This window comes from Amycolatopsis sp. NPDC004169, assembly GCF_040610315.1.
Taxonomy (GTDB): domain Bacteria; phylum Actinomycetota; class Actinomycetes; order Mycobacteriales; family Pseudonocardiaceae; genus Amycolatopsis.
Genome location: NZ_JBEXMD010000001.1, coordinates 429,170 through 442,121, shown reverse-complemented (window position 1 = coordinate 442,121; position 12,952 = coordinate 429,170). Strand labels below are relative to the sequence as shown.

Here is a 12,952-nt window from a genome sequence, read left to right as displayed (position 1 = left end):
AGCGGCCGACCGCGCCACTTCCCGGGTTTGACCAGGTTCTTGCCCGGTCCGAGGGAAAACGACCTTGCCCGCACGGCTGCCTCGCCGTGCCTCCTCGGTGGGCAACCTCCCGTTCACACTGGAAGCCGCGCGGTGCCGGCTCGGGAGGCATGCTCGTGGAATGCAGCGAAGTGGGTGAGATCGGGTGAGAGCGCACGCTCGCAGGGCGGCGGAGCGACCGTCCGACGGCGGCAGCTCGCACGTCGGCGACGGGCACGCGTTGCTCCGGCTCCAGCGTTCCGCCGGGAACCGGGCACTCACCTCGCTGCTCACCCACCGCACGTCCGATCACGTCGTGCAGCGCATGAAGGGCCGCGACGAGAACGAAGCCGACATCACCACCCACCTGCGCGATCGAATGGGGATTTCGGAGCAAGACCTGTTCGCCGCGGTCCGGGAACACCTTTCGCTCCCCACCGAGTGCCGGCCGAGGCCGGCGGATGTCTGGGCGTATGCCTCCGCCGTCTATCGCACTCACCTCGCCAACGGCACGCGCTATTGGGCGTCCCTGACGAACGCCCTGGCGGAGCGGGACTCGGCCGAGAAAGTCATGGCCGAGAAATCGCTCGCCGAGGAATACGATCGACGCTTCCGAAGCGACTACGAGGTCACTCAGGACGCCTCCCACTCCTTTGTCGCGGCGAGGGGTCATCCCGACAAGGGCCATCCCTACCACAACGTCGTCGAACCCGACGGGCACGGCGGCCACCTGATCAAGGCGCTGCACAACTACGCGAAAGAAGACGCCAACGGCGGCAAGCGGCTGCCCAACTCCGAGATCCTGTGGCAGCAGTTCAAGGGCATCGCCGGTGAGGCGGCCGAGCTGAGCGGGATCACCCGGACCGCGGTCGTGAACGTGGCCACGCGGGCGACCATCTACCTGGCCTACCCGAACGGCGAGGTCCCCGGCAGCGAACCGCGGCTGTGGGAGCCGGGCACCGAGGGGTTCCTCGCGGTGCTCGGCACCGAAAACGCCAAGAGCGCGGCCTTCCTGCTGATGGACCACGCCCACCGGATCCGCAGGACCATCGACGCCATCCGGACGACGAAAGACGAGATCGCCGTGTCGTTCGCGTCGTACCCGGGCTGAATCCGGACCGGCTGATCAGCTGTCCCGGCGCAGCATGCGGCTCACGCCCGCCGCCACGGTGCTCGCCAGGATCCAGCCGGACGCCGTGAAGCCGGCCGCGACCCAGTTGTCCGTTCCGTGCATGTACCACCGGGACTTGTTGCCGAAGTCGACGATCGGGACCAGCAGGTCCGCCGTGTAGATCACCGGGTTCCACTGCAGCCCGGTGTCCTGCTGGTTCACCACGCACCGGTCGCCGTTCGCGATGATCTGGTGTGCCTGGTCCGTCGGCTTCCAGTTCACGCAGTCGTCGGTGCCCAGGCCGAACCACAGGCTGCCCAGCACCAGCAGCGCGAGCAGCCAGCCGAGGGCGCGGACCGGGCGGTAGCCGTAGCCGACCATCGAACGCTGCAGCCAGCTCCACAACCGGACGCCCGGCCCGAAGAACTTGAAGCCGCGGGCCAGGGCCTCGTACCGGAACTGCTGCTTGCGCAGGGCGACCGTCGAGGCGTGCTCTTCGTTCCCCGCCGCGCGCAGCATGTGCGCGAGCTGGTCGTACGGGCCGGGGCGGTAGCCGCGCATCGCACTGCGCAGCAGCTCGATGCGCTCGTCCAGCGCCTTGTCGTCGTCGAGGGGGATTCCCCTCTTCAACGCGTCGTAGCGGAAGTCCTCCAGCTCGATGCCTTCGGACGCCGCCCAGAACTGCTTGTTGTCGCTGAGCGTTCCGCAGTGGGCGCGCCGGAGCACGACCCGGCCGGCCGGGGGACTGCTCGGCGTCAGGATGAATTCGTCCGAGGCGACGTCGCCCGCGTCGAGGGCCACGTTGAACGGCGGCAGCGACCCGAGCTGGGAGCCGCGCAGGTCCACGCGGCGGGCGACCTGGGCGCCGTCGAGGTTCACGCCGCCCTCCGCCACGAACGGGCGGCCGTTGTTGTCGCGCAGCGTCAGGTCGCGGCCGACCCGGCCGGTGCGGACGTCGAGCGAATAACTGCTGGTCGCGCGGCTGCCCGGGTCGGTCAGCCGGGTGCCGGCCAGGTTGATGCTGCCGCCGACGTCCACACCCTGCAGGCGCAGCGTGCCGTGGATGGTGGCGTCGGTGAGCTGGAAGTTGCCGGCGATCTTCGAGCGGCGGGCGGAGAAGACGTCCCGGCCGGGGTGGCGGAACATCGAGTTCCAGGCCAGGAAGTTGCCGCCGACGGTGACGTCGGCCAGGCGCAGCTGCCCGGTCGGCACGCGCAGGCTGGTCGCCTCGATGTCGCCGCCGATCTCGGTGCCGTCGAGGTGCAGGGCCCGGTCGTAGTACGGGACCGTCTTGCCGCGCTCGACGCGGATCTCGGCACCGGCCAGCCGCAGCGAGCCGCCGATCCGGGCGTTGACCATGCGCAACGTGCCCAGCGCCTGCAGGCCGTCGGACAGCTCGACGTTGCCGTCGACGCGCAACCGGTCGGCGACCAGGGCCGGCCGCGGGTCGATGTACGGGTCGTTGGACTTCCACGCGTCGACGGCGATCGGCCCGTGCTGCGACACCGTCAGCTTCGCCTCGCGCAGCGAGATGTCGCTGTCCACCGTGGCGCTCGGCAGGTACATGATCCCGGTGGCGGAGAACCGCTTGCGCTGGCTGGCCGGTCCGTAGTTGTCCACCTCGCACAGCAGGCTGCCGCCGATGTGCAGGCCGTTGCCGTTGAGCGCGAAGCCGTCCGGGTTGTTGAGCGTGGCGCCGGAAAAGTTGACGTTACCGCCGGTCCGCAGGCCGGGGAGCCGGACCTCGCCGTTCGCGACCATCCGGTAGGCCAGCAACGCGCCGGTCAGCACGAGCCGGTCGGCCTGGATCGCCTTGCCGTGCGGGTGCGAGATCACCGTGCGGGTGAGGACCATCGAGCCCTCGATCACCGCGTCGGTCAGGTTGACCGCGGCGTTCGGCATGCCGCGTTCGCGGTCGTCGCCGCGCTGGACCGTCGTCTCTTCGATCTCCCGCCGGTCGCCGTCGACCTGCACGACGCTGCGGATCAGCCGGACGTCGTTGCGGCTGCGCATGTTGCGGGCCTTGAGCCCGGGCAGCCAGCACTTGCGGAACACCAGCCCGAGCAGGTTCGCCTCGCGCACGTCCGGCGGCTGCTCGAAACGGCACCGCTCGAACCGGAACAGATACTTCAGGTCCGCGGCCCGCAGGTCGAGCGTGCCGGTGATGTAGGCGTCCTCGACGTAGACGATCGGGGCGTTCGTGGCCTGCCGCCGCCAGCGCATCAGGCCCGCGTTGCCGGGTTTCAGCAGCTCGGAGGCCTTGACCTCGTAACGGCGATCGGGAATGCCCGCGAACGGGTCGAGAGGGGGCAGCGCGCTTTCGGTCGTCAAAACGCCGGCCCCCTCCCTCACCCTCTTTCAAAATAGCGAATCCGAATGGCTTTCGTCAGGCGTTCGGGTTCAGCACCCGGGCCAGGAAGGACTTGGTCCGCTCCTCGCGCGGGTTCCCGATGACCTGGTCGGGCGGTCCCTCTTCGACGACGACCCCGCCGTCCATGAACAGGACCTTGTCCGCCACCTCACGCGCGAACTGCATCTCGTGGGTGACGACGACCATGGTCATGCCGTCCTTGGCGAGCTGCTTCATCACGCCGAGGACGTCGCCGACGAGCTCCGGGTCCAGCGCGGACGTCGGCTCGTCGAACAGCATCAGCTTCGGCTGCATCGCCAGCGCCCTGGCGATCGCGACCCGCTGCTGCTGCCCGCCGGACAGCTGCGCCGGGTAGTTCTTCGCCTTGTCGGCGAGGCCGACCCGCTCCAGCAGCTCGTGCGCCCGCTGCCGGACCTGGGCCTTCGGCTCGCGCCGGACCTGGATCGGCGCCTCCATGACGTTCTCGAGCGCCGTCATGTGCGGGAAGAGGTTGAAGCGCTGGAACACCATGCCGATGTCCTTGCGCTGGAACGCGACCTCTTTCTCGCGCAGCTCGTGCAGCTTGTCGCCGCGCTGCCGGTACCCGACCAGCACGCCGTCGACGTAGAGCCGGCCGGCGTCGATCTTCTCGAGGTGGTTGATGCAGCGCAGCAGCGTCGACTTGCCCGAGCCGGACGGCCCGATCAGGCAGAGCACCTCGCGTTCGTGCACCTCGAGGTCGATGCCCTTGAGGACGTCGACGCTGCCGAAGCTCTTGCAGATCTTCTGCGCGGAAACCACTGGAGCCATTACCGCGTCCCTCCGCCGCTGCCGCCGGAGCCGAACCGGAAGCCCAGCATCCGGCCCGCCCACCCGGTCTTCTGCGCGATGTCTCGCGAGGTGCCCCGCGCGAAGCGCTTCTCGATCTGGATCTGGACCAGGGTCAGCACCGAGGTCATGAACAGGTACCAGGCGGCCGCCGTGATGAGCAGCGGGACCGTCTTGTAGTTCTGCGAGTAGATGGTCTGCACGGCGACCATCAGCTCGAAGTACCCGATCGCCACGACCAGCGACGTCGTCTTCAGCATGGAGATCGTCTCGTTGCCGGTCGGCGGGATGATCACCCGCATCGCCTGCGGCAGGATGATCCGCCGCAGGGTCTTCGTCCGGCTCATGCCCAGCGCGCTCGCCGCTTCCAGCTGGCCGGAGTCGACCGACTGGATGCCGCCGCGCACGATCTCCGCCATGTACGCGGCCTCGTTGAGCCCGAGGCCGAGCAGCGACGCGGTGAACTGGGTGATCAACTGGTTGGTGTCCCAGCTGACGAACTCCGGCCCGAACGGGATGCCCAGGCCGAGGCGCGGGTAGGCCAGCGCCAGGAAGTTCCAGATCACCAGCTGCGTGATCAGCGGCGTCCCGCGGAACAGCCAGATGTAGATGGCCGCCGCCCCCGAGGTCAGCGGGTTCGGGGACAGCCGCATCACGGCCAGCAGGATCCCGCCGACGATCCCGATCAGCATCGAGATGACGGTCAGGATCAGGGTGTTCTGCAGGCCCCGCAGCACCCGGTCGTCGAAGAGGTAGTCCCCGACGACCGGCCACTGCAGTGCGTCGTTCGTGATCACGCTGCGGATCACGATGAACGCCAGGAAGAGGATGACCACCCCGGCCACCCAGCGCCCGTAGTGGCGCACCGGGACGGCCTTGATGGGCTCGGCGTCGATCGGCGCCTCGGTCGGAGGCGCTTCGGAGGAACTCACGAACTACGTCCTATCTCAGGAAGCCGGGTTGATCTCCGACTTGGTGACCGCGCCGGCGGCGTTGAGACCCCACTTGTCCAGGATCTTCTTGTACGCGCCGCTGTCGATCAGCTTCTGGATCGCGCCCTGGATGGCCTTGCCGTAGTCACCGCTGTTCTTCGGCAGCACGATGCCGTAGGGCGCCGTGTCGTAGGGCGCGCCGACCGACTCGAGCTGGCCGTTCGTCTGCTTGACCGCGTAGTCGATGACCGGGGAGTCGGCCAGCTCGCCCTGCACGCGCTTGGCGGTGAGGGCCAGGTTGACGTCGGTCTGGGCCTGCAGCTGCGTGACCTCGATGGCGGGCTTGCCCGAGCCGGTGCAGGCCGCGTTCTTCTTGTCGAGGTCCTCGACCTGCGTGGTGCCCTTCTGGACGGCGACCTTCTTGCCGCACAGGTCGTCGGCCTTGAGGCCGTCCGGGTTGCCCTTCAGCACGGCCAGCGAGGTGCCCGCGCTGTAGTAGGAGATCATGTCGACCGACTGCAGCCGCTCGGCGTTGATGCTGAACGACGACATCGCCAGCTCGTACTTCTTGGCCCCGATGCCCGGGATGATGCCGTCGAAGGCGGCGTTCTGGAAGTCGAACTGGACGCCGAGCACCTGGCCGATGGCGGTGCCGAGGTCGACGTCGAAGCCGGCCGGCTTGCCGTTGTCGACGAACTCGTTCGGCGGGTAGCTCTGGTCCTGGCCGACCACGATCTTGCCGTCCGCCTTCACGTCGGCGGGCACCAGGGCGGCCAGCGCGTCGTCCTTGGCGACCGCACCCGTGTCACCCGTTCCGGTGCCCGCGGCAGGAGCAGAGCTGCTGCTGCCGACGTTGCCCGCGCCGCTCCCTCCCGCGCCGCACGCCACGGTCAAGCCGACCAGGGCGAACGCAGGCAGCAGGGCGATCGCCTTGAGCTGGGTTCCTCGGGCCACGTCGTCACTCCTCGTAGTTCTCAGGTTCTGAGAGCACGCATATTGCCACTCATCCATACCAAAGCACAGCACCAGGAAGTTACGGCGATGTTTAGACCGGCGCTCGTCGTACCGCCGGGTATCGCGTCCGAGCCGGGGAGTGAGTAAGGATGTCGACCATGAACGCCACCCCGCCGCGGCTGCCCCCGTCCGGTCGACGCGCGAGGAAGGCGGCGACCAGCCGGATCACCCGTCCGGGAGACCGGTTCGAGGGCTACCTCTCGCCGGAACGGCCGCACGCCGGCGCCTACGACGAGATGTTCGCCGCCGACGGCACGGTCCGCGGCCCGTACCGGGCGCTGTACGAGTCGGTCGCGGCCCTCGACGCGCACGACCTGAACTCGCGCGCGCAGGCGCTGGACCGGGCGATGGTCGACCAGGGCATCACGTTCTCGCTGTCCGGGCAGGAGCGGCCGTTCCCGCTGGACCTGGTGCCGCGGGTGATCCAGGCGGCCGAGTGGACGAAGCTCGAGCGCGGCGTCGCCCAGCGGGTCCGCGCGCTCGAGGCGTTCCTCGCCGACGTCTACGGCGACCGGCAGATCCTGCGCGACGGCGTGCTGCCGCGGCGGCTGATCACCTCGTGCGAGCACTTCCACCGGGAGGCCTTCGGCATCACCCCGCCGAACGGCGTGCGCATCCACGTGTCCGGAGTGGACCTCGTGCGGGACGAAGAGGGCACGTTCCGGGTGCTGGAGGACAACCTCCGCAACCCGTCCGGGGTGTCGTACGTGATGGAGAACCGGCGGACGATGGCCCGGGTCTTCCCGGATCTGTTCGCCCAGCACCGGGTGCGACCGGTCGGCGACTACGCGTCGCACCTGCTCCGAGCGCTGCGCGCGGCGGCCGCGGCGAACGTCGCCGACCCGACGGTCGTCGTGCTCACCCCCGGCGTGCACAACTCGGCGTACTTCGAGCACTCGCTGCTGGCCCGGCTGATGGGTGTCGAGCTGGTCGAAGGCCGCGACATGTTCTGCCGCGACAACGTCGTCTACCTGCGGACCACCGAGGGCGAACGCCAGGTCGACGTCATCTACCGGCGGATCGACGACGAGTTCCTCGATCCGGTGCACTACCGGCCGGACTCGGTGCTCGGCATCGCCGGCGTCCAGAACGCGGCGCGCGCGGGCAACGTCGTGGTCGCGAACGCCATCGGCAACGGCGTCGGCGACGACAAGCTCGTCTACACCTACGTGCCGGAGATGGTGAAGTACTACCTGAACGAGAAACCGCTGCTGCCCAACGTGGACACCTTCCGCTGCTGGCTGCCGGACGAGTTCGACCACGTCATGGCGCACCTGGACGAGCTGGTGATCAAGCCGGTCGAGGGCTCGGGCGGCTACGGGATCGTGTTCGGCCCGGAAGCGTCCAAGAAGGACCTGGACACGCTGCGGCGCAAGGTGCGCGCGAACCGGCGCGGCTGGATCGCGCAGCCGGTGGTCCAGCTCTCGACGGTGCCGGCCAAGGTGGACGACCGGCTCGCGCCGCGGCACGTCGACCTGCGGCCCTTCGCGGTCAACGACGGCAAGGACATCTTCGTGCTCCCCGGCGGCCTGACCCGGGTGGCGCTGCCGGAGGGCAGCCTGGTCGTCAACTCCTCGCAGGGCGGTGGCTCGAAGGACACGTGGGTGCTGGCGTCCCGGGCGTCGACGGCCGAACGCGAGCTGGAGCAGCCCGCACTCGGCGCCATGTCCACTGTGGACGGGATGGTCGCCGAGCAGGGGCCCGAGCTGACGACGTCCCAGCAGCAGCAACAGCAGCAGCAACAGAGCTAGGGAGGTTTCGCATGCTCGCCCGCAACGCGGAGTCGCTGTACTGGATCGGCCGGTACGTCGAACGCGCCGACGACACCTCCCGCATCCTCAACGTCTCGGTCCACCAGCTGCTCGAAGACGCCACCGTCGACCCGGACCACGCGAGCCGCCAGCTGCTGGCCGTCCTGGGCATCGACCCGGCGGGTGCGGAGGACCTCGACGTGTGGAAGCTGACCGAGCTGGTGGCGTACGGGAAGGACAACCCGGCGTCGATCGTCGGCTCGATCAACTCGGCGCGCGAGAACACGCGCGGCGCTCGTGAAGTCGTCTCGACCGAGCTGTGGGAGTGCCTGAACGCGACGTGGAACGCGGTACCCGACCGGCAGCGCTACGCGCGGCGAGCCGGACCGCACGCGTTCCTGTCCTTCGTGGAGGAGCGCGCGGCGATGTTCGCCGGGCTGGCCGATTCGACGATGTCGCGGGACGACGGCTGGCTGTTCATGGTGCTCGGCCGCTCGATCGAACGCGCCGACATGGTGGTCCGGCTGCTGCTGTCCCGGGTCGCGGACCGCGCGTCCTCGCCCGGCTGGATCACCGTGCTGCGTTCGGCCGGCGCGCAGGACACGTACCTGCGCACCTACCGGGGCGCGCTGGACGCCGGCCGGGTCGTGCAGTTCCTGTTGCGCGACACGCTGTTCCCGCGTTCGGTGTTCCACGCACTGCGGCAGGCCGAGGAGTGCCTGCAGCGGCTCGACCCCGGCGGCGGCTCACGAAGCAACGAGAAGTCCGAGGCCCTGCGCGAGCTCGGCCGCGCCCGCAGCGAGCTGGAGTTCCTCCGCCCGTCGGAGCTGCTCACCGACCTGCCGCGGCGGCTGGCGGGGCTGCAGACGTCGATCAGGGACATCGGGGAAGCGGTTTCGATGCAGTACTTCAGCACGTCACCGTGGGTGGCGTGGAGCGGCGCGGAGGTTTCGCTGTGACGTGGCAGCTGCGGGTGGCGCACCGGACCGGGTACCGGTACGCGACACCGGCGACGCAGTCCTACAACGAGGCCCGGCTGACCCCGCGCTCCGACCGCCGCCAGACGACGGTGGCGACCCGCATCGAGACGACCCCGGCCACCCGCGCCTACCGGTACACGGACTACTGGGGCACGGTCGTGACGTCGTTCGACCTCCACGCGCCGCACACGGAGTTCACCGTCCTGGCGACTTCGGTCGTCGAGACGGCGGACGAGGCGGAACCGATCCGCACGGCGTCCTGGAAGGACCTGCGGTCGGAGACGGTGATCGACCACCGCACCGAGTACCTGACCCCGACCGACTACACCCCGCGCGACGTCACGCTGGCGCGCGAGGCCCGCGAGCTGCGCCGGGGCTTGGACCCGGCGGACGCGGTGCTGGCGGTGAACGAGTGGGTGAACAAGCAGCTCAAGTACCAGCCGGGCACCACGGGCGTCCACTCGACGGCGACGGACGCCTGGCAGGCGCGCGAGGGCGTCTGCCAGGACTTCGCGCACGTGACGCTGGTGATGCTGCGGGCGATCGGGGTGCCGGCGCGGTACGTGTCGGGGTACCTGCACACGAAGCCGGACGCGAAGCTCGGCGAGGTGGTCGAGGGCGAGTCCCACGCCTGGGTGGACGTCTGGACGGGCGGCTGGTGGGCGTACGACCCGACGAACGGCATCCCGGTCGGGCCGCGGCACGTGTGGGTGGCGATGGGGCGGGATTATGCGGATGTGGCACCGCTGAAGGGGATCTTCACCGGGGGTGGACAGTCCACTTTGGACGTCTCGGTCCACTTGACCCGGCTGGCCTAGAGCAGGAAGGTCCCGCCTGCCGCTTCGGCGAGGTCCGCTCCGAGGGCTGATGCCGGTGTGTGCGCGCCGGGTTTGCCCTCGCCGCGGGCCAGGCGGGCTGCCGTTTCGGCCACGACCGCCGCCGTGAAGTCCATGGCTTCGTCCGCTCGGAGCCAGCCCTCGCGGGTGGTTCCGTCGGGCCAGGTCACGATCGCGTGTCCCCACGTGTGCGTGCGAGGGCGGGGTGCCGGTTTCGTGCGGATGGCCGCGAGGCGCCGGACGGCGAAGCGGCGCACGGCCGGGATCGACGCCACCCGGCCGAGCAGCGGGACCAGGGCCCGGACCACCGGGGCCGTCGGGGCGAGGCCGGAGAAGACCGTGACGTCCGGCGCGCCGCTCGCGCGCTGGGCCGCGATCAGCTCGCCCGAGTCGACGCCCGCCACCTTCGCCGACTCGCCGTCCGGCAGGACGAGGGTGCGCGGCTTGGCGCCTCTGGCCGTGGCCGCGGTCAGGGCGTCGACGATGCTGGCGGCCAGCGCGACTCCCACGGTCCCGCCCTCGGACGCGACGGAGGCCAGCGCGTCGACCTGCACGCGGCTCGGCGTGTCACGCCCTTCGCACAGCTTCGCGACGACGGCCTCGGTCGCCAGGACACCGAACCCGGCGCCGGTCACGAACGTGCTGCCGCCGGCCAGGGCCTCTTCGTGCCGGTCGAGCAGCCGCCGGACCGCGACCGGGTCCGCGGCCATGTCGACGTAGTGGCCGCCGGGCAGGCAGGCCCGGGCAATCGTCGCGGCCGTGGCGGCGTACTCGCCGATCGTGTTGATCACGACCGCCGGCCGCTGCCGCCGGATCTCGGCGGCCATGGCCTCGACGCCGTCGGCGACGACGTACTTCGCGCCGGTCGCCTTCAGGCGCTCCCGGTTGCGACCCACCAGCACGACCGGCACGTCCCGGCGCTCGAGTTCGGCGGTAATGGCCCGGCCGGTGCGGCCCAAAGCGCCGAGTACCCAGATCTCCATGTCGACTCCCGTGATGTCTCAGTGTGTCATCACCGAGGCTAGCAGGTGATGACACACTGAGACATCAGTTAGGCTGAACCGTGGCCAGATGGGATCCCGGGACCGCGGACCGGCTGCGGAAAGCCGCGCTGGAGCTGTACGCCGAGCACGGCTACGACGCCGTGACGATCACGCAGATCGCCGAGCGCGCGGGGATCACGCGCCGCACGTACTTCCGCTACTTCCCCGACAAGCGCGAAGTCCTCTTCGCGGGCGCGGAGCAGCTACCGCCGGCGGTCTTCGAAGCCGTCCTCGCCGCCGAAGAAGGCGAATCACCCCTGCGGACCGCGCTCACCGCGTTGGCCGAGGTCGGGACGCAGGTCACGCAGCTCGTCGACCCGTCTCCCCAACGCCGGGCGGTCATCGCCGCCACCCCCGAGCTCCGCGAACGCGAGCGGAGCAAGGGCGCGGCGATGACGACGGCGATCCGGGACGCGCTCGAGAAGCGGGAAGTACCGCCCGAGCTGGCGAAACCGGCGGCGCAGGTCGCGGCGACCATCCTCGGCGACGCCTTCGACCGCTGGATCGACTCGGGCGGTGACCAGCAGTTCCCGGCCTACCTCGATGCGGCCACCGAGGCGTTCCGGGAAGCCTGCCGCTAGCCGCGGGCGTGCGCGTCCAGGATGTGCGCGACGGCCTCGGTGACCTGCTGCGCGTAGTCCAGGTGGAGCCACTCGTCCGGCACGTGGATGTTCGAGTCGGCCCCGCACGCACCGGTGACCAGGAACTGCGCCTCCGGGTACTTCTGCGAGAGCAGGCCCATGAACGGGATCGACCCGCCCATGCCGGTCGCCCGGTGCGGCTGCCCGAACACCTCGTCGCTGACCGTGCGCAGGGCCGTCGTCAGCCACGGGGACTCGGTCGGCGCGTTCCAGCCGTCCTCCGCCTGCGGGTTGTCGCCGAAGGTCACCTTCGCGCCATACGGGACGTCGGTGGACAGGGCCCGCTTCACGGCTTCGAGCGCCTTCTCGGCGTCGGCGGTCGGCGGGAGGCGGAAGCTCAGCGTCAGCGTGGTGCTCTCGCGCAGCACGTTGCCGGCGTCGGCCGGCTTCGGGAAGCCGTCGGCGCCGATCACCGACAGCGTCGGGCGCCACGCGTTGTTGAGCATCAGCTCCAGCGCGTCCTCGGTGATCACGCGGCCGCCCTCGACCAGCGGGAACGCCTTCGACAGCGCCTCCGGGAAGTCCTGGGAGACGGCCTTGAGCTCGGAGAGCCGGTTCGCCGGGACGTCGACCTTGAGCTCATCCAGCAGCAGTTCGCCGGTCGCGCTGTCCTCGAGGCGTTCGATCAGGTGCCGCAGGATCCGGAACGAGCTGGCGACGACCCCGGAGGCGATGCCCGAGTGCTGGGCCGACCCGAGCAGCTGCACGGTGACGTCGAGGTGCAGCATCCCGCGCAGGCTCGTGACCAGCCACAACCGCTCGTAGTCGCTGCCGCCGGCGTCGAGGCAGATCACCAGCGACACCTCGCCGATGCGGTCGGCCAGGTGCTCGACGTACGCGGGCAGGTCGGGGCTGCCGGACTCCTCGCCGGTCTCCAGCAGCACGACGATCCGGGCGTGCTCGCCGCCGGCCGCGTGCACGGCCTCGATCGCCGTGGTCGCCGCGTAGCCGGAGTAGCCGTCGTCGACCGACCCGCGGCCGTACAGCCTGCCGTCGCGGATCACCGGGGTCCACGGGCCGAGGCCCTCGGACCAGCCGCCGACCGGGGGCTGCTTGTCGAGGTGGCCGTACATCAGGACGGTGCCCTTGTCCGCCGCGCCCGGGGTCGCCGGGACGTCGACGAGCAGCAGCGGGGTCCGGTCTTCGAGCCGGACGACCTCGAGGGTCGCGCCCGGCAGGTCACGCCCGGCGATCCACTCGCGGACGTGCTCGACGGCGGCGGCGAGGTGGCCGCTCTTCGCCCATTCGGCGTCGAAGGCCGGGGACAAGGCGGGGATCGCCACCAGTCCGGACAGGCTCGGGATGACGTCGCCGGTCCACGACGCCACTACGGATTCACGCACGGATTTCTGCTCCACGTGGCCATCGTGCCACGGGGGTCCGACAGTGCCGCACATCACAACAGCGCAGCCGACGCGGGTGATCACGTGATCACCCGGGGGCGCCAC

General features: G+C 70.2%; 11 protein-coding genes. 5 read left to right on the top strand and 6 right to left on the bottom strand.

Translation table 11 applies throughout. From position 1 onward, the window contains the following. Positions 1-343 precede the first annotated feature (343 nt). Positions 344-1,129 carry a hypothetical protein gene (locus tag ABZX11_RS02115; RefSeq protein WP_354909031.1) on the top strand — a complete coding sequence of 262 codons (786 nt, stop codon included), beginning with the start codon at positions 344-346 and terminating at the stop codon, positions 1,127-1,129. Between the two features lie 15 nt (positions 1,130-1,144). On the opposite strand, the gene ABZX11_RS02110 is transcribed toward ABZX11_RS02115, so the two are convergent. The 4 genes from ABZX11_RS02110 to ABZX11_RS02095 are packed head-to-tail and all read right to left on the bottom strand — an operon-like array spanning position 1,145 to position 6,193. Next, a complete protein-coding gene (locus tag ABZX11_RS02110; RefSeq protein WP_176173971.1) occupies positions 1,145-3,460 on the bottom strand; it encodes an oxidoreductase in 2,316 nt (771 codons plus the stop codon). A 55-nt stretch (positions 3,461-3,515) separates the two neighbouring features. Further along, entirely contained in the window at positions 3,516-4,289 is a 774-nt protein-coding gene (locus ABZX11_RS02105; protein ID WP_354909029.1) for an amino acid ABC transporter ATP-binding protein, read from the bottom strand. Further along, positions 4,289-5,239 carry an amino acid ABC transporter permease gene (locus ABZX11_RS02100; RefSeq protein ID WP_176173969.1) on the bottom strand — a complete coding sequence of 317 codons (951 nt, stop codon included), beginning with the start codon at positions 5,237-5,239 and terminating at the stop codon, positions 4,289-4,291. Before ABZX11_RS02100 ends, ABZX11_RS02105 begins: the two co-directional genes overlap by 1 nt. A 15-nt stretch (positions 5,240-5,254) precedes the next feature. After that, on the bottom strand, positions 5,255-6,193 hold the full coding sequence (locus ABZX11_RS02095) for an ABC transporter substrate-binding protein (protein WP_176173968.1): 939 nt from the start codon (positions 6,191-6,193) through the stop codon (positions 5,255-5,257). Between the two features lie 149 nt (positions 6,194-6,342). On the opposite strand from ABZX11_RS02095, the gene ABZX11_RS02090 reads away from it, so the two are divergent. Genes ABZX11_RS02090 through ABZX11_RS02080 form a run of 3 tightly spaced genes read left to right on the top strand, consistent with a single transcriptional unit; the run spans position 6,343 to position 9,802 of the window. Next, positions 6,343-8,004, top strand: coding sequence for a circularly permuted type 2 ATP-grasp protein (locus ABZX11_RS02090; protein ID WP_354909026.1), 1,662 nt, complete (start codon positions 6,343-6,345; stop codon positions 8,002-8,004). Positions 8,005-8,015: 11 nt separating this feature from the next. Continuing rightward, positions 8,016-8,963, top strand: a complete 948-nt coding sequence (locus tag ABZX11_RS02085; protein WP_176173967.1) for an alpha-E domain-containing protein — start codon at positions 8,016-8,018, stop codon at positions 8,961-8,963. Next, the gene (locus ABZX11_RS02080; RefSeq protein ID WP_176173966.1) at positions 8,960-9,802 is read left to right on the top strand and encodes a transglutaminase family protein; all 843 of its coding nucleotides are present in this window, start codon (positions 8,960-8,962) and stop codon (positions 9,800-9,802) included. The genes ABZX11_RS02085 and ABZX11_RS02080 overlap by 4 nt, the downstream gene beginning before the upstream one ends. Here ABZX11_RS02080 and ABZX11_RS02075 read toward each other — a convergent pair. Next, entirely contained in the window at positions 9,799-10,803 is a 1,005-nt protein-coding gene (locus ABZX11_RS02075; RefSeq protein ID WP_354909022.1) for a hypothetical protein, read from the bottom strand. The two genes, ABZX11_RS02080 and ABZX11_RS02075, sit on opposite strands and share 4 nt — an antisense overlap. A gap of 80 nt (positions 10,804-10,883) precedes the next feature. Here ABZX11_RS02075 and ABZX11_RS02070 point away from each other — a divergent pair, with 80 nt between their 5' ends. Further along, complete coding sequence (locus ABZX11_RS02070; protein ID WP_176173964.1) at positions 10,884-11,444, top strand: TetR family transcriptional regulator; 561 nt, start codon at positions 10,884-10,886, stop codon at positions 11,442-11,444. On the opposite strand, the gene ABZX11_RS02065 is transcribed toward ABZX11_RS02070, so the two are convergent. Then, positions 11,441-12,862: a M20/M25/M40 family metallo-hydrolase gene (locus ABZX11_RS02065; protein ID WP_354909019.1), complete on the bottom strand. Its 1,422-nt coding sequence runs from the start codon at positions 12,860-12,862 to the stop codon at positions 11,441-11,443. The two genes, ABZX11_RS02070 and ABZX11_RS02065, sit on opposite strands and share 4 nt — an antisense overlap. Between the last annotated feature and the right edge of the window lie 90 nt (positions 12,863-12,952).